20 protein-coding genes are annotated in these 22,586 nt (G+C 52.4%); 16 read left to right on the forward strand and 4 right to left on the reverse strand.

What is annotated here, in order from left to right:
- Positions 1–4 precede the first annotated feature (4 nt).
- Positions 5–1,558, forward strand: coding sequence for a trimethylamine methyltransferase family protein (locus tag PCI15_RS04290; RefSeq protein ID WP_271273127.1), 1,554 nt, complete (start codon positions 5–7; stop codon positions 1,556–1,558).
- Positions 1,559–1,667: 109 nt separating this feature from the next.
- On the opposite strand, the gene PCI15_RS04295 is transcribed toward PCI15_RS04290, so the two are convergent.
- Positions 1,668–2,765, reverse strand: coding sequence for a PQQ-dependent sugar dehydrogenase (locus tag PCI15_RS04295; RefSeq protein WP_271273128.1), 1,098 nt, complete (start codon positions 2,763–2,765; stop codon positions 1,668–1,670).
- Between the two features lie 235 nt (positions 2,766–3,000).
- Here PCI15_RS04295 and PCI15_RS04300 point away from each other — a divergent pair, with 235 nt between their 5' ends.
- Together PCI15_RS04300 and PCI15_RS04305 are read left to right on the forward strand one after the other, a co-directional pair.
- Complete coding sequence (locus PCI15_RS04300; RefSeq protein ID WP_271273129.1) at positions 3,001–3,408, forward strand: group II truncated hemoglobin; 408 nt, start codon at positions 3,001–3,003, stop codon at positions 3,406–3,408.
- A 142-nt stretch (positions 3,409–3,550) separates the two neighbouring features.
- Positions 3,551–4,402: a CZB domain-containing protein gene (locus PCI15_RS04305; protein WP_271273130.1), complete on the forward strand. Its 852-nt coding sequence runs from the start codon at positions 3,551–3,553 to the stop codon at positions 4,400–4,402.
- 7 nt (positions 4,403–4,409) lie between these two features.
- Here the strand turns inward: PCI15_RS04305 and PCI15_RS04310 are convergent, their stop codons facing one another.
- Entirely contained in the window at positions 4,410–5,312 is a 903-nt protein-coding gene (locus tag PCI15_RS04310; protein WP_271273131.1) for a LysR family transcriptional regulator, read from the reverse strand.
- Between the two features lie 179 nt (positions 5,313–5,491).
- On the opposite strand from PCI15_RS04310, the gene PCI15_RS04315 reads away from it, so the two are divergent.
- The 4 genes from PCI15_RS04315 (at position 5,492) to PCI15_RS04330 (ending at position 10,484) form a co-directional block, all read left to right on the forward strand.
- Positions 5,492–6,505, forward strand: coding sequence for a TRAP transporter substrate-binding protein (locus tag PCI15_RS04315; protein ID WP_271273132.1), 1,014 nt, complete (start codon positions 5,492–5,494; stop codon positions 6,503–6,505).
- Between the two features lie 90 nt (positions 6,506–6,595).
- Positions 6,596–7,078, forward strand: a complete 483-nt coding sequence (locus PCI15_RS04320; RefSeq protein WP_271273133.1) for a TRAP transporter small permease — start codon at positions 6,596–6,598, stop codon at positions 7,076–7,078.
- The gene (locus PCI15_RS04325) at positions 7,039–8,367 is read left to right on the forward strand and encodes a TRAP transporter large permease (protein WP_271273134.1); all 1,329 of its coding nucleotides are present in this window, start codon (positions 7,039–7,041) and stop codon (positions 8,365–8,367) included. The genes PCI15_RS04320 and PCI15_RS04325 overlap by 40 nt, the downstream gene beginning before the upstream one ends.
- A 107-nt stretch (positions 8,368–8,474) precedes the next feature.
- Entirely contained in the window at positions 8,475–10,484 is a 2,010-nt protein-coding gene (locus tag PCI15_RS04330; RefSeq protein WP_271273135.1) for a N,N-dimethylformamidase beta subunit family domain-containing protein, read from the forward strand.
- Positions 10,485–10,603: 119 nt separating this feature from the next.
- Here PCI15_RS04330 and PCI15_RS04335 read toward each other — a convergent pair whose 3' ends face one another.
- On the reverse strand, positions 10,604–11,005 hold the full coding sequence (locus PCI15_RS04335) for an MAPEG family protein (RefSeq protein WP_271273136.1): 402 nt from the start codon (positions 11,003–11,005) through the stop codon (positions 10,604–10,606).
- A 361-nt stretch (positions 11,006–11,366) separates the two neighbouring features.
- On the opposite strand from PCI15_RS04335, the gene PCI15_RS04340 reads away from it, so the two are divergent.
- From PCI15_RS04340 to PCI15_RS04355, 4 genes are all read left to right on the forward strand, one after another.
- Positions 11,367–12,689, forward strand: a complete 1,323-nt coding sequence (locus PCI15_RS04340) for an FAD-dependent oxidoreductase (RefSeq protein ID WP_271273137.1) — start codon at positions 11,367–11,369, stop codon at positions 12,687–12,689.
- A 92-nt stretch (positions 12,690–12,781) separates the two neighbouring features.
- On the forward strand, positions 12,782–14,290 hold the full coding sequence (locus tag PCI15_RS04345) for a BCCT family transporter (protein ID WP_271273138.1): 1,509 nt from the start codon (positions 12,782–12,784) through the stop codon (positions 14,288–14,290).
- Positions 14,290–15,414: a mandelate racemase/muconate lactonizing enzyme family protein gene (locus PCI15_RS04350; RefSeq protein ID WP_205659022.1), complete on the forward strand. Its 1,125-nt coding sequence runs from the start codon at positions 14,290–14,292 to the stop codon at positions 15,412–15,414. Before PCI15_RS04345 ends, PCI15_RS04350 begins: the two co-directional genes overlap by 1 nt.
- Before the next feature lie 84 nt (positions 15,415–15,498).
- Positions 15,499–16,644 carry a mandelate racemase/muconate lactonizing enzyme family protein gene (locus tag PCI15_RS04355; RefSeq protein ID WP_271273139.1) on the forward strand — a complete coding sequence of 382 codons (1,146 nt, stop codon included), beginning with the start codon at positions 15,499–15,501 and terminating at the stop codon, positions 16,642–16,644.
- 40 nt (positions 16,645–16,684) lie between these two features.
- On the opposite strand, the gene PCI15_RS04360 is transcribed toward PCI15_RS04355, so the two are convergent.
- A complete protein-coding gene (locus PCI15_RS04360) occupies positions 16,685–17,569 on the reverse strand; it encodes a LysR family transcriptional regulator (protein WP_271273140.1) in 885 nt (294 codons plus the stop codon).
- A gap of 150 nt (positions 17,570–17,719) precedes the next feature.
- Here PCI15_RS04360 and PCI15_RS04365 point away from each other — a divergent pair, with 150 nt between their 5' ends.
- The 5 genes from PCI15_RS04365 (at position 17,720) to PCI15_RS04385 (ending at position 22,555) form a co-directional block, all read left to right on the forward strand.
- Positions 17,720–18,733, forward strand: coding sequence for a fatty acid desaturase (locus tag PCI15_RS04365; RefSeq protein ID WP_271273141.1), 1,014 nt, complete (start codon positions 17,720–17,722; stop codon positions 18,731–18,733).
- Between the two features lie 51 nt (positions 18,734–18,784).
- The gene (locus tag PCI15_RS04370) at positions 18,785–19,096 is read left to right on the forward strand and encodes a Rieske 2Fe-2S domain-containing protein (RefSeq protein ID WP_271273142.1); all 312 of its coding nucleotides are present in this window, start codon (positions 18,785–18,787) and stop codon (positions 19,094–19,096) included.
- 11 nt (positions 19,097–19,107) lie between these two features.
- A complete protein-coding gene (locus PCI15_RS04375; protein ID WP_271273143.1) occupies positions 19,108–20,346 on the forward strand; it encodes an NAD(P)/FAD-dependent oxidoreductase in 1,239 nt (412 codons plus the stop codon).
- A 66-nt stretch (positions 20,347–20,412) separates the two neighbouring features.
- Positions 20,413–21,711: a M24 family metallopeptidase gene (locus tag PCI15_RS04380; protein ID WP_271273144.1), complete on the forward strand. Its 1,299-nt coding sequence runs from the start codon at positions 20,413–20,415 to the stop codon at positions 21,709–21,711.
- Between the two features lie 19 nt (positions 21,712–21,730).
- Entirely contained in the window at positions 21,731–22,555 is an 825-nt protein-coding gene (locus PCI15_RS04385; RefSeq protein ID WP_271273145.1) for a 3-methyl-2-oxobutanoate hydroxymethyltransferase, read from the forward strand.
- Positions 22,556–22,586 lie beyond the last annotated feature (31 nt).

Below are 22,586 nucleotides of genomic sequence, written 5' to 3' on the forward strand. Positions count from 1 at the left end.
CAGCATGACTGATGAATCAACTAAAGCAAGACGCCGGGGCCGGGGAGGCCCCCGTGCCCGGGACATTATGCGGGCGAAACGCAGCGCGCCACCGACCATTAACCCGTGCCCGCCAGGGCCGGCCGGGGGGCAGTATAAGCCGCTGAGCGATGAGCAGATTGAAACTATCTATCAGAGTGCCCTGAGAATCCTGGAAGAGATAGGTATGGGGGAATCGCCACAGGTACTGATTGATCAGGCCTGTAGTAAAGGTGCCTTCGTCAGTGAATCCGGGCGGCTGTGTTTCCCTAAAAGCATGGTGGAAGAACAGATCGCCGGTGCCTGTAAAAGCTTTACCTACTACGGGCGCAATCCGAAACATGATTTCACAGTGGGTGGCGACAGCGTGTATTTCGGTACCGGCGGTGCTGCAGTACAGACGCTGGATATCGACAGCGGAGAATACCGCCCGTCGACCCTGAATGATCTGTACGATTTTACCCGGCTGATGGATACCCTGAACAACGTCAGTTGGTTTACCCGCTGCTGTGTGGCAACGGATGTACCGGATAATTATGATCTGGATGTAAACACTGCCTATGCACTGCTGGTGGGAACAGAAAAACCGGTGGGTACCAGCTTTACGCTGGCGGAGCATGTTGATCCGATTATCGATATGTTTGATATAGCACTGGGCGGGGAAGGTAAATTCCGTGAGCGGCCATTCTGCAAAGCGCATATCAGCCCGGTGATTTCACCCCTGCGCTACGGGGAAGACGCGGTAGATGTCGCACTGGCCTGCATGCGCAGAGGCGTGCCGATCAACAACATTGTTGCCGCACAGTCCGGTGCCACCTCACCGGCGACGCTGGCAGGGATGCTCAGTTCAACGCTGGCAGAAACGCTGGCGGCGCTGATCATGGTGAATGTGTTTGAGCCGGGTTACCCGATGATCTTTTCGAACTGGCCGCTGGTGATTGATCTGCGCACCGGCTCGTTCTGTGGTGGCGGAGGGGAGATTACCTTACTGAATGCGGCTTCGGCTCAGCTATCAAACTATCTGGGGCTACCCTCCGGGGCGGCGTCCAGTATGAGCGACGCCAAGGCGGTTGATGCCCAGATGGGGCTGGAAAAGGCGCTGTCGGCGGTATCGGTTGGGTTATCCGGTTGCAATATGGTGTATGAATCGGCGGGTATGACCGCCAGCTTGCTGGGGGCGTCATTCGAATCATTTCTGATTGATGATGAAATGATCTCCCATGTTTACCGGGTGCTGCGCGGCGTGGAAGTCACCGAGGAAACTCTGGGATTTGAAGCGATCCGTGAGGCTGTCAGTGGTGAAGGGCATTTTCTTGGCGGAGAACACACGCTGGCTGCCATGCAGCGTGATTACTTCTATCCCAGCGATATGTCAGACCGGCAGGAGCCGCGTACCTGGCAGGAGATGGGCGGGCAGGATATGTGGCAGCGGGCCAACCTGAAAGCGAAGCAGATTCTGGCCGAACACCGGCCTAATTATCTGGATTCCGCAACCGATGCGGCTATCAGGGCTAAATACAATATTCAGCTGACCCTGTGACCGGACGTCTTTGAACAGATGCTTCAGCCCACTGTGTTTCCCGCAGTGGTTAGTCATTGAGCAGCCTCCGGCTGCTCTTTTTTATTCAGGGGATGCTATTCAGAGGAAGCTATTCAGTAGAAGTAAGGTGCAGCAGCTTACCGCTGTCTGTCAGCAGGTAAATGCTGCCGTCCATTGCCGTGTGGATAAACCGTAACCGTTCGTTCAGCTCACCGAGCAACTCATGTTCCGCAACCGGTTTATTGCCATTCATCTCTACGTGGCGCAGATGTCGGGCTTTGAGGGTGGTACTGAGCAAATCCCCCTGCAGTTCCGGGAACATGTTGCCGTAATACACGGTGATAGAGGAGGGGGCGATGGACGGTGTCCAGTCCACCAGTGGCTGCTCCATACCGGGCCGTTCACGGTAAGGAGTAATACTCAGCCCGGAGTAATCTACGCCGTAGGTGATCACCGGCCAGCCATAATTGTTTCCCGGCTGAATAATATTGATCTCGTCGCCGCCTTTAGGGCCGTGTTCGTTGGAAAATATCTGTTGGCGTACCGGATCATAAATCAGCCCCTGGGGGTTGCGATGGCCATAGGAATAGACTTCTGCGGCACTGTTGGGGCTGTTGACGAAGGGATTATCAGCGGGAACCTTACCGTTTTCATCCAGCCGGATAATTTTACCCAGTAAGCTTTTTTTGTCCTGCGCCTGATCCATATACCGGTAACCGTCCCCGATACTCAGCAGCAGGGAGTTATCCGGCAGGAATGCAATGCGTCCGGCATAGTGCAGGCCGCCGCTTTTATCCGGACGGGCACTGAAAATAACCTGTTGTTCTGTTAACGCATTGCCTGCCAGTTTTGCCCGCATCAGACGTAACCGGTTATTGCCCCGCGTCCCCTGTGCATAACTGAGATAGAGCCAGCTGTTTTCGCTAAAACGGGGGTGAAGTTTAATATCCAGTAAACCGCCCTGGCCGACATCCAGCACATCAGGAATACCGGTAATCCGGTGAACCTGATCCGCATTGATACGGATGAGTCTGCCGCGGCGTTCAGTGATTAACAGTTGTCCGTCCGGTAATTCCGCCAGTGCCCACGGGCTGTCCAGCTGATCCGTAATTTCTGTGATCTCGAAGCGTGGCTGGCTGACAGTAAGCGTACTGAGACTCAGCAGCAGGACAGAGGTCAGTATCAGATAACAGGTGCGAATAGGCATAGTACTTCTCTGGCAGAAAGTTATCAGGGGCAGGATTTTTCCGGCCAATTATTAAAACTGTTGTTAAGACTATAGTGATCAGACTCAGGAATCAGCAAATCATTCCGTGCACAGTGAACCGGTTCCTCAGGCGACACACAAAACGTGCAGGCGACCCTTGTGCATTTTTCCATTGAATTAATTCTCGCAGCACCGTATATATTCACCCGTTTATTTTTCAGTGAAGAGAGCTGGCATGCAACAAGATGTACCGCAATACGGTGTGGAAGACGCCTCTTTCCGGGCTGCCGGAGGGCAGGAGGGTATTTTCCGGCTGGTGGATGAGTTTTATGTGCAGATGGATACGCTGGAAGAAGCCCGGACGATCCGTGCTATGCACCCAGAGGACATCAGCGGCTCTGCCGATAAACTGGCACGCTTTTTATGCGGCTGGCTGGGTGGGCCGAAGTTATACCGGGAGAAATACGGTTCGATTCACATCCCCCAGGCCCATAAGCCTTTTGATATAGGCTGTGACGAGCGGGATGCCTGGCTGCTGTGTATGCGCAAAGCACTGGAACAACAACCCTATGAAGACGGGTTCAAAACCTATCTGCTGGAGCAGCTATGGCGGCCGGCGGAGCGCAGCCGCACCCGCGATTAAGAGTGAGCTACTCAAAGTGGGCGATACCGCGTGCTGTAACCCGCTGTATTAACTATTGTTGTTGTAAGATGTAATCACTGTGCAGGGGCAATGCCTTTGTATTTAGCCTGCGCATTCACACAACACAACCGGAAGTGATGGTATGTCATTACGAAACCTGGACGGCAATGGAAATCAGGCGCTGACGTTTAGCATTGGCGATAGCCTGTATGGCATTAATGTAGGCAACATTCTCAGCTTTTCTGATACTTTCAGCGACATCCAGTATTCGGGCGGCCGGGAAGCCGAAGGATTTCTGGGATATCTGGATTTTCGCAACACCTTAGTTCCGGTATTTGAGTGCGCAACCTCTCTGGGGCACCGGCGTGAACGGGATGACCTGATGAATCTGGTTGATGAAATTGCCAACTATCAGAAGGCCCACGTTGACTGGGTTGCCGCACTGGAACAGTCGATCACGTCCGGCGAGCCTTTTACCAGGGCACGAAATCCCAGAATGTGTGATTTCGGCAAGTGGTATTACAGCTTCGAAACCAAGGATGAAAGCCTGCGTTCCCTACTGGATAAGATTGAAGAACCCCACGAACGTATTCATTCCATGGCGGATATTCTGCTGGACATGGTTGCAGCCGGTGAGGCTGAAGAAGCGGTGGCGAAACTGCGGATTGAAAAACAGACCACCCTGCGGGTGCTGCTGCGCACGCTGGATCATATCAGCGAGTTTCTGAAGAATGGCGTGCATCCGGTCGTACTGCACCTTACCCGGGAAGGGCAGAATACCTGGTTTTCACTGGTGCTGGATAATATCGGTGATGTCATTGATTACAACTCTGAAACCATGGAAGCTGTTAACCGGGAAAACAGCCGGGAACCGCTGGAAGGCTTCATTCGCGACCCGTCCGGTTTAAGTTTTATGCTGTTGTCACTGGATAAACTGCATCAGCAACTGAGCAGTCAGGAAGCGAATGCAGAGGCCGAGGCACCGGCTGCCTGAGTTAGTCTCAAAATTTTTCAGTTGTGAGATAGGTTTCCTGTAATGAACTGATAAAGGTTTGTTTGGGGCCTTCTCCACTGGTTGGTAACCAGATTGCCGACGTAACCAGTTGTTCAGTAACGTTGTTCAGCTCAAGTGCTACAATGCCTTTATTGGCATAGTAATATGTATTTTCCGTTAAAATGGTTATGCCCATTCCACATGCTACAAGACCCAGAATGCCAGCAGAGTTAAAAGCTTCCTGGATTATATTGGGTACAAATCCTGCTTTATGGCAGAGTGGCGTCAGGTAATCGTAAAAGTACTTCCAGTCCTTGTAAGGCCCGAGAATAAAGTCTTCATCTGCCAGTTCCTGAAGGCTGATGCTTCCGCATTCAGCTAAAGGGTGTGCTTCGTATACCAGACAAACATATGACTCACGCTGTACCTCACAGCTGTTAAAACCCGGGTGACATACCTGCCCGGTTATAAAGCCTACATCAAGTTGGTCAGTTTCAAGCATGGATAATTGTCGGGTAGTTACGCTGTGATTAGGCTGCAGCACTATACCCGGATATTCATCGCGAAAGCGGGTGAGAATTTCTGGCAATACGCCAGCAATGGCGAAGTCAGTATACCCAATGCGTAATATGCCTTGTTTACCACGGCTAACCTGACGGGTATTTTCGATCGTTGTCTCTATTGAATTGATCAGTTCAATGCAGCCTTCTAAAAATATTTTTCCTGCTTCGGTAAGTTTTACATTCCGGTTATTCCGTTCGAATAATTGTACTTCCAGCTCATTTTCCAGATGTTTTATGGTGCGGCTTAATGCTGGCTGGGCTACGCCTAAAAGCTCGGCAGTACGGCGAAAATGCAGTTCTTCAGCAAGTGCTTTGAAATATTTTATGTGACGAAGTTCAAATCTCATGATTCTTTTTTGTTATCAATTGAGGCCTTATTGATATTTTACTTAAATCAAAAGATAGTCCAAGCTTATTTTTACCCATTCGGTTTGCAGGGTTAAATATCTGCAATTTGCGATAAATACTTACAGTTAAGATTCATGATCACGCCCGCTAAAAAACAAAAATAAAACAGAGGTTAATTATGTTTTCACTTCTCAAAATCTGCCGTGCTGCAGCAACGCTGACATTAATGATGTCGGTGCAATTGATTTCAGCGCAAAGCATCGCAGCAAACGTCACTATTAATCTGGGGTATGCGGCTCCTGATACAAGTACTTACGGTGTGCTGGCCGCCAAATTTGAAGAGTTGGCGGAGGAATACTCCGGTGGCAGTATTGACGTAAAAGTACGCTGTTGTGGACAGCTGATGGGTGAGGATGAAGCCTTCAAAGCGCTGCAATTAGGTACCGTTGATATGCATATCATCACCGGGAACAACGTCTCCCCCCACTTTCCGTTAATGGATGCCTTTGTCCTGCCTTACATTTTTAAGAATAAACAACATGCTTATGCAGTCCTTGAAGGGGATGTGGGCGCTGAATTTTCCCGACGTTTAAAAGCTGCTACCGGGGTTGAACTGCTGACCTTTGGATTTGTCGGTGACAGGGATTTCTATAATTCGCGTAACCCTATTACCTCGATGAAAGACATGCAGGGTCTCAAAGTGCGGGTACCGAAGAATCAGGTGATGATCGACACCTTTACTGAATTTGGTGCTTCACCAATTCCACTGCCATGGGCAGATACACCCACTGCCCTGCAAACCGGAACGGTTGAAGGTGCAGATAACGGTACTTCCTTCATAAAAGCGCAAAAATTCTATGAAATTATGCCGCATTTTACAGTGTTAGAGCACTTTTCGTACTTTTCACCTTTATTCGCCAGTACCCGCATTATGAACAAACTTAACGGCGAACAGCAGGCTGCTGTGCGTCGTGCAGCAAAAGATGCCGGCCTGTATCAGAAGCAGGAAATGAGTAGCCGTATTGCAGGCATCCGAGAATTCCTGACAACTGCAGGGGGGATGAAAACTGCTGGATTTGACCGGGCTGACTTCATTGCTGCCGGTCAGCGGGTTCAGGACCGGTATGCCACGGAAAAAGGTGAGGAATTTACTGCTTTCGTACAGTCCATTCGTGACACGGCGGCTCCTTAAGCGAATTTGCTCCTGTAAGTGCGGTTCTCCGGGCAGCATGCTTCCCGGAGAGTCCGGTGGGTGTCAGTTAACCTGTGCGGGGCATGTTTAATGCTTAAAAAACTCGATAAATATTTTGAAGAAGCTATCTGTACCTTCTGCCTGTGTGTGGTTGTCGGTTCTGTATTAATGCAGGTTGTACTGCGTATCTTCTTTTCTTCAGCGGCGGTCTGGGCTGAAGAAACGGCTGTTTACGGCATGATTTTCGCCGTTTATTTTGGTGCCTGTATGGCGGTTCGTGACCGGGGACATATTCGTATTACTCTGGTGGTGAACCGGCTTCCCAGACGTTGGCAGGTAGCCTCTGTTGTGCTGGCCGATCTTCTCTGGGCTGGATTCATCGTCTTTATGGTCGTGCAGACCGTTACCTATTCACAACTCTTGTTTAACGTGACTTATCAGACGCCGGGTCTGGGTATTGAACAGCGTTGGGTGCAGGTTGTTATTCCAATTGCTTTCAGTCTGATGTTATTTCGGATTTTGCAGGTTTACTGGTGTTGGGGCACGAATCACTGGAAGGGATTACCGCTGTGAACGGTCCTGTGATTATGGCGCTGGTTTTCGTGCTGACGATGGCCGTTGGCGTGCCGGTACCTTTTGCCGCAGGTATTGCAACCGTGGCCGGGTTATTAATTGCTGATATTCCCTTAACCTTAATGGCGCAGGCGGCCTGGACCGCTTTTGAGCCATTCCCCTTGGTGACAATTCCCTTGTTTATTCTGGCCGGGCAGTTGATGGAACACGGCGGTATGTCGGAAAAGCTGGTGGCTATAGCCCAGCGTTTGGTCGGTGCTTATAAAGGTGGGCTGGGTCTGGTAACCGTTGTTGCCTGTATGTTCTTTGCCGCACTGTCTGGATCTGGTCCGGCGACAACGGCAGCAATCGGCTCGATTACTATTCCCGCCATGCAAAAAGAAGGTTATCAGTCACGGTTTGCCGGTGCGATAGCCGCTGCGGCAGGGGCGTTAGGAAGTATGATTCCTCCCTCTAACCTGTTGATTATTTTTGCTCTGGTGACGGATGTTTCTATTCCACGGTTGTTTCTTGCCGGCATTGTGCCCGGTTTGATACTGGGCCTGATGCTGATGCTGGTGGTGTTTATCATTTCAGTGCGGCATAACTATGGAGGCAGCGCAAAAGCGTTCCGCTGGGGGCCGCTACTGGAAGCGTTGTGGGAAGGGAGGTGGGCTGTTTTTGCGCCGATTATAATTCTGGGCGGTATTTATGCCGGTTTATTTACACCTTCTGAAGCGGCCGCAGTGGCGGTGGCTTATGGCTTGCTTGTCGGCCTTTTTATTTATCGAGGCCTGACGTTTGCAAAGCTTTTGCAGTCTTTTAAGTTTACTGCAATCGTAATTGGTACCGTATTATTTATCCTCGGATCGACAAAAGCCTTCGGTCAGTTAGTGACCATTTTTGATATTCCAGCGTCGATTCTTGACCTGTTTCAGGGGCTTGCTGAACATCCATGGCTGGTCATGTTGCTGATCGGCCTGTTGTATATTGTGGTCGGTATGTGGCTGGAAAGCATACCGCAAATCATTATTTTCACTGCAGTATTTTTCCCGCTGGTAACCAGCTTAGGGGTTGACCCGGTTGTGTTCGGTATCTTTACCGTAATGACCTGTGAAATTGGCTTCTTAACCCCGCCTATCGGGGTCAATCTGTTTGTGGCAGCAAGGATCAGCAAAATATCAATCGAAGAAATATCAGTAGGTGTGCTGCCGTTGCTTATTCCTTACATCCTGATGATATTCATGCTCGTATTTTTCTCTGACTGGGTGACTTTTTTGCCAGATTTTATTTATGGCGAACGACTTTGAGGTAATCCGTTATGAAGCATATTCCTTTGCTTGGTTATACCGACCGTCTTTCGGCGCGTGCCGGAGAGAGTATCGGTTTTAAGATATCCTGCCGGACTGGGGAGCCTGTGACAGCACGGTTATACCGCTCAGTCAGCGCGGATCCGAACCCCCGGGGACCGGGCATTATCGAGGAAGATGCACAGGTATATTTTGACCCGATGACGATCAGCGCTGCTGACCAACCCTTTTATCCTGGATCCTATGGCTGCACTGAACAACGCTTTTGGTTAGAACCACAACAGGAGTTGTGCTGCAGTGCGATTATTTATCCAACGTTACACAAAGCCCAAAGCCAGTGTGTGCTAGCCTGCGGGCAGGTTGCTTTAAGTATCGCCGGTGACGGTTGTGTAACTTTTACCGTGGCAGGAAACAGCATTGCTACGAATGTGCCGTTAATTTTAAGGCGCTGGTATAAAGTTGTTGGCAAAGTCAGTCATGACGGGCAGTTAAGCATAGAGCAGCAACCGTTAGAGAAGCTGGCCGGTGAATGTGTCCGGGCGCAACAGACTGTGGCTGTTAACTGGCCACAGGAAGGTGTTGTGTCAGTTGCTGCCAGTGTAACAGATGCAGGTCCGGACGATTTCTACAATGGTAAAGTTGAAGCTCCGGAAATACATATTGATGGCAAAATTCTGGCAGGCTGGGACCTGGCAAGAGAAACGTCTGCCTGTCAGGTACCGGGTTTACGTGGAGAAAGGCTGGAGTTATTTAATTTTCCTGCCCGTGGTATGACCAGTTCAGCTTGGGACGGTTCAGAAATGTGCTGGCGACACTGCCCAGAGCATTATGCAGCGATTCATTTTCACGAAGATGATATTTATGACTTTGGTTGGGAAACGGACTTTCAGTTTGAAATACCAACCGGGATGCCCTCCGGTATCTATGTAATGCGTATTAGCAGTGCGGGTTATGAAGATGCTCTGCCCATCTATATATGTCCCACATTAGGCAACCCCGGGGCTAAGTTACTGGTTCTGATCTCTACTTTTACCTATAGCATTTATGGCAATCACGCGAGGCCTGATTACGAATCCGCCTGGCAGGAGCGTATTCAGGATTGGCGGGGGTACCCCTACAATCCGGCAGAATATCCTGAATATGGATTATCCACTTACAACAATCACCGTGACGGCTCGGGGATTTGTCATGCTTCTCACCGTCGCCCGTTATTTAACCTGCGCCCTGGGTATATTACTTTTGGAGCCGCAGAATGTTCGGGATTGAGGCATTTTCAGGCAGACAGCCACCTGATTAGCTGGTTGCATGCAAAAGGGATCGATTATGAGGTGATTACCGATGCGGAACTGCACCGTGACGGTGTGGCTGTATTAGAGGCTTATCCTGCTGTAACTACCGCAAGTCATCCTGAATACCATACCCGGGAAATGCTGGATGCTCTGTTAGATTACCGTGATCAGGGGGGAGCTCTGCACTACCTTGGCGGTAATGGTTTTTACTGGCGGATTGCTCTGCACCGTGAAAATGACAGTCTGCTTGAAATTCGCCGGGCTGAGGATGGTATTCGTGCCTGGGCGGCAGAGCCCGGCGAATATTACAATGCTTTTGATGGCGGTTATGGGGGGCTGTGGCGGCGCAATGGCCGGACACCACAACGCTTGGTAGGTATAGGTTTTACCGCTCAGGGGGAGTTTGTTGGCGGACCTTATAAACGGACATGTACAGATCCATGTTTCGACTGGGTGTTCGAAGGAATAAGCGATCAGGTTTTTGGTGACTTTGGTTACAGCGGTAACGGTGCGGCAGGGTTTGAGCTCGATAATGTAGGTAACGATCATCATGTACCGGAAAATATTACTGTGCTCGCACAGTCGGTTAACGCTGCAACCGATTTTATGCTGGTGCCTGAAGAGCAGTTAACACACCTTACCAACTTAAGCGGAGCCCCTGCTGAAGACGCTCTGCGCGCTGATATGGTGTATTTTGAAGTCCCCGGTGGTGGGCGGGTATTTTCAACAGGATCGATAACCTTTTGTGGCAGTCTGCCCTGGAATAACTATGAAAACGCAGTTTCTCGGTTATTAGAGAATGTACTACGCAGGCATATGCAGAGATAGCTATGGTGACATTTGCTGCCTGACGGTTACCCTGCAAAAAAAAGCGCTTCTGTTGAAGCGCTTTTTTATGTCTGTCAGTGATGGGAGTATCTGTGCTAACTGTGTTTGTACAGAACGGTTTATAAACAGCTGGCAGCAATGGCCAGAATTGCAAACCATGACAGCAGATAGACCGGGGTGCGCAGGTAAGGAATGCCCAGAATATACACAGCCGCGTGCCCCAGCCGTGCCCAGAAAAATACACTTACCCACATCGCCACTGCAGCAACATCTGCCTGCAGGCCAATTGCAGCAAAGACTACTGCAATGAATGCCGGCATGGTTTCAACCATATTCAGATGCGCCCGTTGGGCCCGTTCAGCCCAGAGTGGTTGCCGGGGCGCCTGCTGTGGATATCCTTCAGGGTAGTTATTCAGAAATGTCGGAATGCCCCAGACGGCGGCCCGGGCCAGAATATAGGGCGTCCATAAGAGTAATGTCAGGGCCCCGCTCAGCAGTAAATAGATATAGATCTGTTGCATGGTTTGTTCCTCAGCAAAGTTTCTTTGTGACCGTTACCGGCCTTGTTTCTGATGAGTTAATGATGGCACCGGCAGGTGCGGACTAACCATGATCAGATATGCGAAATCCTTGACCGATCATTCTTTTTAGCGGTTTTCTGGCAAATTCTTCCGTTTTTTGCGCGCGCTTTTCAAGTGCTGTCTTTGACTTTTCTGAGTTCATTCTTCCCTGTCTGATTCACCTTTCCTGTGGATATTTCATCTGCACAGGATTGACAGCTCTGGTCTCTTAATGACAATATTCAAAATATATTAAAAATATATTTATATTATTCGGATTGTATCTGGGTGGTATTTTTTGATCATATGTAAAGGGTCCGTCATGACATACCGCAATAATTTGCCGGCTGATTATAAAAACCAGCTTCCCTGCTTTGGCACATTCGACATTATCGTAGTGGGCGGTGGCCCGGCAGGTATTGCCGCAGCGGTCAGCGCCAGCGAGCTGGGAAATAAGGTCTTGTTAATTGAACAGCTGGGCTTTCTGGGCGGTGCGGCGGTTTCCGGTATGTCCGGTACCATTTGCGGTCTGTATATGACAGTTGCAGATCCGCTGGTGGCAAAGCCTGAACAGATTATTTTTGGCTTTGCCGAGCGTTTCCGTGATGCCTTGTATCAGGCTGGCGGATTAACAGATCCGCAGATTTACGGCAAAACCTGGGTCGCGACCCATGACTGCGCGACCTACAAGCGGGTGGCCACGGATATGACCCGGCAGGCGGGGGTGACCGTGCTGTACCACACCCAGATGATCGACGTGATCACCGAAGACGATGCCTTCAGAGGCATGGTACTGCATACCAAATCCGGCTTTACTCGGGTGAATGCGAAGAAGGCAATTGATGCCAGCGGCGATGCCGATGTGGTGTACAAAATGGGTCTGAAAACCAGCAAAGGTAACGACGGTGTTATCCAGAATCCGACCATGATGTTCAAGGTGGGCAATGTGGATATGCAGCAATATCTGTCGTACTGGGGGCAGGACACCATTTCGCCGCCGAAAGTCGTCAGCATGCTGGAAGCCGAAGACGAACTGCTGCGCAAAAAAGTCTGGCTGTTCCCAACGGTTAATCCGGGTGAACTGCTGGTGAATGCCACCAAGGTCACTGGCTTTGACGGCCGTGCGCTGGATGTGACCAACCCGGTGGATCACTCTGAAGCAGAACAGTTTTCCATATATCAGGCGCAGAACTTCTTCAAATTTATGCGGGATAACATTCCCGGCTGTGAAAATGCCTATTTCATCGATTACGCCACGGAAGTGGGCGTACGTCAGACCCGTTCCATCGACGGCATCGCCAAACTGATGAACGACGATGTTATCAATAAGCGTAAGCGCGAAGACAGTATCGCCAAAACCTCCTGGCCAATTGAGCTGCACTACGGTGCCAAGCCAAAAACAGAATGGCTGGTGGATGATTACTACGATGTCCCTTTCCACACCCTGGTGCCAAAAAGTGGCCAGGATGTGATCGTTGCCGGGCGTTGCCTGAGCAGCGAACACGAAGCGCTGGCCAGCTGCCGGGTGACAGCGCAGTGCTTCGAGTACGGACGGGCTGCAGCATTCGCTGCGGACCTTTCCATTAAGGAAGATCTGGCTTTCCAGGACATGGAAGCCGGCCAAATTGTTGCGCTTATGCAGTAACTTTTTACCCCGCGAGGCTTCGGCAGGCTGTGCTGTCCGGTTTGGATGGCATGGCCCTTTGCGGTTTTTAAAACCCTAACAGGACAAAAATAATGAAGACTGTTGAAACCAACCGGCAGATGCAAATTGTCAGTCTGGCGGTGATCCTTCTGACGGCATTTCCTTTGGTGATGTACCCGGATGCATCGAAAACGGTGATCAAAGACACCATTTTCAAGTGGATGACCAACTCGTTCGATTTCGCTTTTCTGGCGATCGGACTGGCAGCACTGATGTTTCTTATCACGCTGGCGTTTTCCCGTTACGGCAGCATTAAGCTGAGTAAAGATAAAGATCAGCCGGCTGAATTTTCTAAAGGCTCCTGGGCCACCATGGTATTCCTGGCGGGTATCGCCTCAGGTCTGATGCTGTGGGCAGGTACTGAGTGGGGTTACCACTATGCCTGGACACCCTTTGGTCTGGAAGCCAAGACCGAGCAAATGTTCACCGTCGGTCAGGCCTATGGTCTGTTCCACTGGGGGCCAACGGCCTGGGCGCTGTACTGTGTGCCGACCATTGCCATTGCTTACGTATATTACATCCGTCAGGTGCACACCTATGGTATCAGCGAAGCTTGCCGTGGTGCGCTGGGCGGCCTGGTTGACGGCCCGCTGGGCACGTTACTGAACTACCTGTTTATTTTTGGTGTACTGGGGGCGGCGGCTACTTCGCTGGGGCTGGGCACGCCGATGATCAGTGGCGCATTTGCTGAAGTATTTGGCTTCGAGCGTAATACCTATCTGGATGTCAGCATCATTCTGGCCTGTACGGCTATCTTCACCGTGTCCAGTGGTTTAGGTCTGGATAAAGGGATTAAAAACCTGTCTAACTTTGCAACCACCATTTCGATTGCGGTTGTGATCTACGTGTTTGTTGTCGGTCCGTCTAACTTCATTCTGGGTCTGGGAATGGATTCAATCGGTTATGCGGTCAGCAACTATATTAAGATGAGCACCTGGACTGACAGTATTTCCGGCAGCGGCTTCCCGCAGGCCTGGACCGTTTTCTATTGGGCGTGGTGGGTATCCTATGCGCCGTTCATGGGCATGTTCGTTGCCCGTATTTCCCGTGGCCGTACTATCCGTGAAGTGATTCTGGGCATGCTGACCTGGGGGACTCTGGGCTGTGCGATCTTCTACATCGTACTGGGCGGGTACAGCATCGACCTGCAGGTTAATGGCGGCGTTGATTTCCAGGCGATTGTGAACAGCTCCGGTCCTGCGGTGGCGATCATTGAATTGTTCAAAACCTTACCCCTGGCCAGCGTGGTGCTGATTGCTGTGGGTATATCCGGCATCGTGATGCTGGCAACCACCTTTGACTCTGCGGCCTACACTATGGCCTGTGCGAGTACCAAAGAACTGGATGAAGGCCAGGAGCCGGCGCGTAATAACCGTCTGTTCTGGTGTTTCGCCATTGCAGTCATGCCGGTAATTCTGCTGTTCCTGGGCGGTCTGAAGACCATGCAGACAGCCGCTGTCATTACTGGTCTGCCTATCATGTTTATTCTAATCTTTATGATGTACACCACCTGGAAGTACATCCGTGAGGACAATCCATAATGAACCAACCGGTTGTCGAGTCAATTGACATCTATGGTATAGGTCCCGACGGCGAGAAGGTCTCCTGGTCTTCTTTCCTGGGGCCCATGTACGAGGCGATGATTGTCGTCGAGTTGACCTTTGATAATGGTCTGGTCGGCATTGCCGGCTCGACCGTCTATACCGAACATGAGTTTGATCGCAGCGTGGTCGAAAGTGCCTCGCTGATGGCGCCTTTCCTGCTGGGTAAGGGCCTGTTCGATATACCGAAGATCTATGCCGAATGCATGTCCCGGTATGTGCCGCTGAAGAATGTCGCAACCTCGCTGTTCGACATTGCCATGCACGATGCCAAGGGCAAGCTGCTGAACCTGCCGATCTACAAAATGCTCGGTCAGGCGCAGCCAAAAGTCCGGGCATATGCTTCCAGCCCGCTGCTGGAAGATAATCAGCAATACATTGAGTACTGCCATCAGATGCTGGCACAGGGTTTTAATGCCATTAAAATCCATCCACGCTGTGTCTTTCAGGAAGACTATGCGCTTGTGAAAGCACTGCAGGCTGAGTTTGCTGATCAGGACATTGGCTGGAGTCTGGATGTTGATGCCAACTACAACCGGCAGCAAGCGCTGCGTATGGGGCGCCTGCTGGATAAATATGAGTGGGACTTCTTTGAAGAACCTTTAAGCGATACCGACTTTGAAGGCTATCGCTATCTGTCAGAAAATCTGGATATCGACATTGTGGCCGGCGGTAACGCAGTGCCCAACCTGCAGCTGATTAATCAGGCACTGCAGCGCGGCAGCTGGGACCGGGTACGCTTTGATTTCACCACTATTGGCGGCTTTACCAACGGTAGCCGGGTAATGGCGCTGAGTCAGGCGTATGGGTTGAAAGCCGAAGTGCAGTCATGGGGTTACACTCTGACGCAGGCGGCTAACCTGCACATGATGCTATCTAACTCGAACTGCGAATACTTTGAGCAGGCCGCGCCGTATGAGAAATACGAAGTGGGTGCCAAACAGGTATTCCGGCCGGACAGCGACGGCTATATCAGCCCGACTGAACTGCCGGGCCTCGGCGTTGAGCTGGACTGGGATGTACTGGATCCGCTGGTGTATTTCCATCGGCGGTTCAGCCGTTAGCAGAGCCGCCCCTTAGCGACTCCGTTGTAAGAACAGAAAACCCGGTTGCCGTGCAGGCACCGGGTTTTATGCGTGTGTTGGAAAATGTCTGTCAGAATCGAAAATATTCAGGTGCTTTGTCTGCAGGATCCGCAGGCAGACTATGTGCGCTTTGAAGGCAGTTACCAGAATGTGCTGGTAATTGTTCACGGGGATAACGGCCTCTATGGCATCGGTGAGAGTGACTCTCCGCCGGCGGTCATTAAGGCACTGATTGATGCCCCTGCCTATAACCATTTGTCCTGCGGGCTGGCCGGATTACTCAAAGGTGAATACCTGGATGACCCGGTCCGTTTGTGGCACAAGATGTTCAAACATACCAGCTGGCACGGCCGCCACGGGGTGGCGATTCATGCGATCAGCGCGCTGGATATTGCTCTGTGGGATCTTTATGCCCGCTCCGAAGGTAAGCCTCTGCTGGAATATTTCGGGCCGCAGCAACACCGGCGGTTACCGGCCTATGCCACGGTGTACCCCATGAAGGAGCAGCCGGAAAGTTTCAAAATTCAGATCGGCGAATTTCTCAGCCAGGGCTTCCGGCGGATCAAAATCTGTGTGGAGCCCTGGTGGCATGACTTTGAGCTGGCCTGCAGCAATCTGGAAGAACTGCGCGCCTTTATCGGACCGGATATTGAACTGATGCTGGATGTGGCGCTGGAGTTCCAGCATTACGCCCAGCTGGAACCCTTTATCGATCTGCTGGAAGCGCTGGATATCAAATGGCTGGAAGCACCGTTTCCGCTGGATAATCCCGGGGATCATCAGCGCCTGAAACAGCGTACCCATTTGCCGCTGGGGGTGGGGGATCTGGGGCTGACTACCGTGCGGGAATATCAGCCCTGGCTGGATGCCGGGGTGGTGGACATTGCTCAGCCGGATATCACCATGTTTGGTGGTGTCAGTGAAGCGATGAAATTACAGAACACGCTGGCGGATACCGACAGCCGGATCGTTCCCCATGGCTATAACACGGATATCACCATCGGGGTAAATGCCCATTTTCTTGCTGCTCAAACAATCTGTGAGCCACTGGAGTTTTCCACCAGCCCGTCGGTATTACGCCGGCAGCTGGCACTGAACCCTCATCAACTGGACGATGACGGCATGATTGCCGTGCGCTCAGAGCTGCCGGGGCTGGGGGTAGATCTGAACTGGGAGCTGATCAGGGAATGTGTCCTGCCGGGGCAATGACCCCGGGACGGATCAGAGGGGGATGCCTGCCGGGGCAGGATCACTCTGCATCAGGGAAGAATGCTTTCACCCAGTCGCAAAAAGTCCGGCCGCTGGCATTGCGTTCGTTGTCCGCCGGGCTGAGCAGGTAATAATTCTCTTCCATGGGCATGTTGATATCGAAAGGCTTGACCAGTTCGCCACTGGCCAGCAAATCCGCGCATACCAGCGGATGCCCCAGCGCAATGCCCAGCCCGCGCCGGGCCATATCCATGGAGACCACAAAGGTGGAGGTGGAGTGCACCGGCTGGCTGCCCTGTGTCTCACAGCCGGCATAGCTGAGCCAGTTTTCCCAGCGGTCCGCTGATCCCTGCGTCTCCCAGCGGGTGAAGCGGAAGATATCGGCAGGGGTACTGAGCTGAGCAGCAATTTCCGGGGTACATACCGGGAAACAGGTCTGGCGGGGAAATGGGTATAAATCATCCACCTGCCAGTCACCTTTGCCGAAACGTATTTCCACGTGATCTTCTTCGCCCAGGCCGTATTCCCGCTGCCAGATCATGGTGGTCAGGCTGGTCTGAATATCCGGATAGTGTTGATAAAAATCCGCTAACCGGGGAGCAAGCCAGAAGGTGATGAAGGCAATATTCGCCCGAACAGTAATGGCCTGCTGGTGGTCTTTGCCGGTAAAGAGTTCGGTGCCCTGACGCAGGGTTTCGAACGCCTGCTGGACCCATGGCAGGTACAGGCGGCCCGCTTCGCTCAGCTCCAGGCTGCGCACCCGGCGGATAAACAGGGATTCCCCCAGATGGTTTTCCAGCAGTTTAACTTGCTGGCTGACCGACGATTGGGTGACATGCAACTCACTGGCAGCCTGGGTAAAACTCAGGTGCCGGGCGGCCGCTTCAAAGGAGCGTAACCATTGCACCGGGGGCAGTTTATTCACAGCAAATTCCTGATACGCATTGTTATTTTTGTAATGACCAACTTATGCATAAGTTTGAGTAATGTGATAACAGTAAATTCATCGTTTGTCACTTTTCGGCCGCTGTTTTCTACTGAACTCAGAAAAACAATAACGTGATGAAGAGTTCCTATGACTGACTATCAAGCCACCAATGCTGCTTCTTCCGGCATCAGTGTTCCCAAGAAAAACCTCAAAGCGCTGATGCGCCGCAGCGATAAGCCGGGCCTGATCTGGCTGGCCCAGTGGGCTGCGTTTTTGCTGATCACCGGGTACGGTGTATATCTGAGCATCGGCACTGTCTGGCACTGGCCGGCGATGTTCCTCTACGGCATCTTCCTGACAGTACCCAGCTATGCGCTGTCCCATGAATGTGCCCACGGCTCGGCCTTCCGCACCCGTGGCCTGAATGAAGCCCTGCTGTGGATTTCTTCCCTGCTGTATTACGAAGAGCCAAACCATCGCCGTTTTGCCCATGCCCGGCATCACACCTACACCTGGATAGAAGGCAAAGATGCCCAGATGCCCTTTGCCACGCCGATGAATTTTAAAGGCTGGTTGCTGGAGATCACCGGCTGGGCGCTGTATGTCTACGAAACCCGTCTGTTCATCCGCAATGCTTTGGGTAAGTTTGATGCTGAGGTGCTGGATTACACCCCGGCGTCTGAGCTGGGCAAACTGAAGTGGGGCGCACGTATTTGTCTGGCGGTTTATGCAAGCCTGTTCGGCATGGCGCTGGCCGGCATTATGTGGCCACTGTGGTTCGTCATTATCCCGCGTTTGCTGGGGGCACCGGTGATGCTGTTGTTTACCCTGATTCAGCACGTGGAAATGCAGGAAAACGATGTAAATATCTGCAAATCCACCCGCTCGTTCACCAGTAACTGGTTGGGCCGCTTCCTGTACATGAACATGAACTTCCACATCGAACACCACCTGTATCCGATGGTGCCATTCCATCAGCTGGAAAATCTCAATGCTGAGATTAAAGACCAGATTCCGCAACCGGACCCGGGCTTTATCCGCACCAATCTGGAAGTGTTACAGGTGGTCTGGCGCCGCTCCATGGGCGGCTCAACCCGGGCGGCGAGTATCCGTCAGGCACCGCACATGATTAACACACCGGACCTGCAGGAAATGTCCTGACGTCTCACCGGAACAACATAACAACCATAAGAACGCTGTAAGGAACGAACTATGACTGACTGGGTGCTGGCCTGTGCCACTGATGATATCGACGAAGAAGATCTGATCCGTTTTGATCACGAAGACAAAACCTACGCTATCTACAATACCGATAACGGTTTTTTTGCCACTGCCGGTTACTGCACCCATGAAGTGCAGCATCTTGAAGACGGGTTAGTGATCGGCAATGTCATTGAATGCCCGCTGCATCAGGGGCGGTTTGAGATCTCCTCCGGTAAAGCCCTGAGTGCTCCGGTGTGTGAAGACCTGGTTAGCTATCCGGTGAAAGTGGAAGGCGATCAGATCTATATTCAGATCGTCTGAGGGGGATTAGCATGAGGGAACTGAAAGTTGGCACCCTGATTATCGGAGCGGGGCAGGCCGGGGCCAGTGCGGCGTTTGCCCTGCGGGAGAAAGGTTACAGCGACCCGGTGTGCATTATCGGTGAAGAAGCGCTGCCGCCCTATGAACGGCCACCGCTATCTAAAGCGGTGCTGCGCGAAGAGAAGAGCCTTTCAGATATTCTGGTGCGGGATTTACCCGCCTACGATAGCCACAATATTCAACTGATGCTGGGAAGCCGGGCCGAACAGATTCTGCCGCAGGAACAGCAGGTAAAACTCGGTGACGGTCAGGTGATCAGCTATGACAACCTGATTCTGGCCACTGGCGGCCGCCCCCGTCAGTTGCCGGGTAAAGCCTTGCCGGGCGTACATTATCTGCGCAGTCACGGTGACGGTACCCGGCTGGCTGCTGAGTTGAAACAGTATAAAAAACTGGCGGTGATCGGTGGTGGATTTATCGGTCTGGAAGTGGCCGCCAGCGCCCGGAAAATGGGGCTGGAAGTTTGCGTGATAGAAGCCGCACCCAGGGTGTTGCAGCGCAGCCTGCCGGAAACCATTGCCGCCGACGTGGTTGCCCTGCATGAAGATCAGGGGGTGGAATTCCATTATAACGCCCGTTTGCAGGGCTTTGCCGGTACGGACCGTCTGAGTGGTATTCAGCTGGAAGATAAGTCGATTGACGCCGACATCGCGGTGGTAGGTATCGGCCTGATTCCTAATACCGAACTGGCAGAAACCGCCGGGCTGGCGGTGGATAACGGCATCTGTACCGACGCTCAGTGTCGCACCGGCAATGCGCATATTTATGCCATCGGTGACTGCGCTAACAGTTATCACACCTATTACCAGCGGGCCGTCCGGCTGGAATCCTGGCAGAACGCCAACCTGCAGGGGGCAATTGTCGCGGCGGCCATCTGTGCTGAGACTTCAGACATACAGAATGATGCGGTTCCCTGGCTCTGGTCGGATCAGTACGACTGGTCATTTCAGGTGGCTGGTATCTTCGACAGCCAGGCACAGCTTATCAGCCGCGGATCGGCAGCAGAGGGCAAACAAATCTGGTTTATCCACAGCGACGGTGTGCTGACCGGTGTGGTGGGCTGGGGTAAAGGTACGTCCATCGCGAAAGATGTCCGCGTAGGCCAGATGTTGCTGCAGCAGGGTAAAACACCGCCCTTTGACATGCTGGCGGATGAAAATATCTCGCTGAAAAAATTGCTGAAACTCTGACGGCCTTAAACACAGCTTTAACTGCGCCCGCAGAACCATAACAAAAACAATTAAGAGTCAAACATAATGAACCGAGCATCTGATTACGAAACCGGCATTGCCGCCAAACCCCAGCCCATGACGCTGGAGCAGGCTGCCTGGATTACCCCGCCGACGCAACTGACAGATACCGAAGCAATGCTGGACATGCCAAGGCTGCGCCGTTACCGCCAGGAACGCCTGCGTAAGCAGATCAAACTGCACAATCTGGGCGGCGTGCTGCTGACAGATCCACTGTCTATCCGTTATGCCACCGGTGTCCGCAACTGCGCCCTGTTCCAGACCCATATTCATGCAGGCTACCTGTTTGTGCCGGCAGAAGGGCCAGTGGTGTATTTCGATTCTTCCCCGGGGCGCTATACCGGTAATCAGCTGGAAACCATTGATATTATCCGGGATGACCTGTTACCGATCAGCCATATGTTCGCCGGCAGTCGCCATGAAGAATGGTGCCGTAAATGGGCCCTGCAGATCAAAGATCTGATGGACCAGTACGGCGGCGGTAACCCGCGTATAGGTCTGGAAAAGGCAGGCACGGAAGGCACCATTGCATTCCAGAATGTCGGGCTGGAAGTGCTGGATGCCGGTGCCGCGCTGGCCATGGCGCGGAAAATCAAAAGCGCTGAAGAAATTCTCTGTATGAACCAGACCATCGCGGTGGCGGAAGACGGCATGACCCGCATGCGTAATGCGCTGGTCAACGGTATCAGCGAAGTTCAGCTGTGGTCTCACATGTGGCAGGCGAATATTGAAGGGGGCGGTGAGTGGATTGAATATCGCCTGCTGGCCTCCGGTGAACGTACCAACCCCTGGCAGCAGGAAGCCGGGTCGCGGATGATCCGTGCCGGTGATCTGGTGTGTTTCGACTGCGGCATGATCGGCCCGTTCGGCTACGGCGCCGACATTTCCCGGGCCTTTCACTGCGGCCCGGGAAAACCGACCGATCACCAGCGCATGCTGTATACTCAGGCCTGGGAAGAGATTCAGCACAACACCGAACTGATGCAGCCGGGGGCGGATTTTAACGACATTATCGCCAACCGCTATATTCAGCCGGAAGCCATTGGCCAGCAGACCTATCCGGCCCTGTGCCACGGGCTGGGCATGGGGGATGAATGGCCGGTGGTTTATTACCCCGCAGATGAACAGTTCCATTTCGACGGCCAGCTGGAGGCCGGCATGGTTATCTGTGTAGAAAGTTATGTGGGGGAAGTGGGCGGCAACGAAGGCATCAAGCTGGAAAACCAGGTGCTGGTCACTGAGTCCGGCCCGATCACCCTGTCCCGCTATCCCTTCGAAGACAACCTGCTGAACCCTGAGTTCTGAACCCGCTGAGGATGTTGTAATGAAAAAGATTTATACCTACGGCGGCGAGTTCGGCCTGCGTAACTGGACCGCCGCCGATCTGGCGGCCCACAAAGGCGGCGCGAAACTGACACAGGTGACCGCTGTTAACGGGGAAGAAGCCGCAGCGGCGGAAGCGGCGGGGATCGACATGATCAGCATCATTGCTGATGATCTGGCCGTGACCCGTGCCGCAGCGCCGCACACCTTTATAACCGCGGCGCTGCAACTGACGGATTACTATCAGGAAGATGCGGTGATTAACGGTGCCTTTAAGGCAATGGAAGGGGGCGCGGATGCGGTTTATACCATCCGTAATCTGGAGATGGTCAGTAAACTGGCCAGCTTTGATATGCCGGTGATGGGCCATGCGGGGCTGATTCCCCGCAAGTCCACCTGGATTGGCGGCCTGCGTGCTTTTGGCCGTACTGCCGAAGAAGCCATGGAGCTGTACCGGCAGTTCAAGCGGCTGGAAGACGCCGGTGCCTGGGCGGTTGAAGTGGAAGTAGTACCGACAGAAGTGCTGGCGGCCATCAATATGAAAACCAAACTGGTGACAACCTCTATCGGAGCCGGTTCCGGTGGCGATGTGATGTTCCTGTTTACCGATGACATTGTCGGTGAAACGGAAAATCCGCCACGGCATGTGCGCAGTTATCGTAACTTTTTCGAGATCCGGGAACAGATGCGCCGTGAACGCATTGCCGCCCTGAAAGAGTTCCGGGCAGATGTGGAAGAAGGGGCGTTTCCGGGGATTGCCGAATCCGTGGAGATGAATGCTGTTGAGCTGGATAAGTTCCTTGAGGAGCTGGATAAACAGCCGTAACAGGCTGTTTTTCCACAGGCATTAAAATGGC

It is taken from the genome of Aliamphritea hakodatensis (assembly GCF_024347195.1).
Lineage (GTDB): Bacteria > Pseudomonadota > Gammaproteobacteria > Pseudomonadales > Balneatricaceae > Amphritea > Amphritea hakodatensis.

Excerpts from the sequence above, each read along its gene's own strand:
- PCI15_RS04295 (WP_271273128.1), bottom strand. The coding sequence starts at position 2,765 with ATGCCTATTCGCACCTGTTATCTGATACTGACCTCTGTCCTGCTGCTG.
- PCI15_RS04300 (WP_271273129.1), top strand. The coding sequence starts at position 3,001 with ATGCAACAAGATGTACCGCAATACGGTGTGGAAGACGCCTCTTTCCGG.
- PCI15_RS04355 (WP_271273139.1), top strand. The coding sequence starts at position 15,499 with ATGTCTGTCAGAATCGAAAATATTCAGGTGCTTTGTCTGCAGGATCCG.
- PCI15_RS04310 (WP_271273131.1), bottom strand. The coding sequence starts at position 5,312 with ATGAGATTTGAACTTCGTCACATAAAATATTTCAAAGCACTTGCTGAA.
- PCI15_RS04370 (WP_271273142.1), top strand. The coding sequence starts at position 18,785 with ATGACTGACTGGGTGCTGGCCTGTGCCACTGATGATATCGACGAAGAA.
- PCI15_RS04305 (WP_271273130.1), top strand. The coding sequence starts at position 3,551 with ATGTCATTACGAAACCTGGACGGCAATGGAAATCAGGCGCTGACGTTT.
- PCI15_RS04320 (WP_271273133.1), top strand. The coding sequence starts at position 6,596 with ATGCTTAAAAAACTCGATAAATATTTTGAAGAAGCTATCTGTACCTTC.
- PCI15_RS04315 (WP_271273132.1), top strand. The coding sequence starts at position 5,492 with ATGTTTTCACTTCTCAAAATCTGCCGTGCTGCAGCAACGCTGACATTA.
- PCI15_RS04365 (WP_271273141.1), top strand. The coding sequence starts at position 17,720 with ATGACTGACTATCAAGCCACCAATGCTGCTTCTTCCGGCATCAGTGTT.
- PCI15_RS04380 (WP_271273144.1), top strand. The coding sequence starts at position 20,413 with ATGAACCGAGCATCTGATTACGAAACCGGCATTGCCGCCAAACCCCAG.
- PCI15_RS04290 (WP_271273127.1), top strand. The coding sequence starts at position 5 with ATGACTGATGAATCAACTAAAGCAAGACGCCGGGGCCGGGGAGGCCCC.
- PCI15_RS04335 (WP_271273136.1), bottom strand. The coding sequence starts at position 11,005 with ATGCAACAGATCTATATCTATTTACTGCTGAGCGGGGCCCTGACATTA.
- PCI15_RS04340 (WP_271273137.1), top strand. The coding sequence starts at position 11,367 with ATGACATACCGCAATAATTTGCCGGCTGATTATAAAAACCAGCTTCCC.
- PCI15_RS04385 (WP_271273145.1), top strand. The coding sequence starts at position 21,731 with ATGAAAAAGATTTATACCTACGGCGGCGAGTTCGGCCTGCGTAACTGG.
- PCI15_RS04375 (WP_271273143.1), top strand. The coding sequence starts at position 19,108 with ATGAGGGAACTGAAAGTTGGCACCCTGATTATCGGAGCGGGGCAGGCC.
- PCI15_RS04350 (WP_205659022.1), top strand. The coding sequence starts at position 14,290 with ATGAACCAACCGGTTGTCGAGTCAATTGACATCTATGGTATAGGTCCC.
- PCI15_RS04345 (WP_271273138.1), top strand. The coding sequence starts at position 12,782 with ATGAAGACTGTTGAAACCAACCGGCAGATGCAAATTGTCAGTCTGGCG.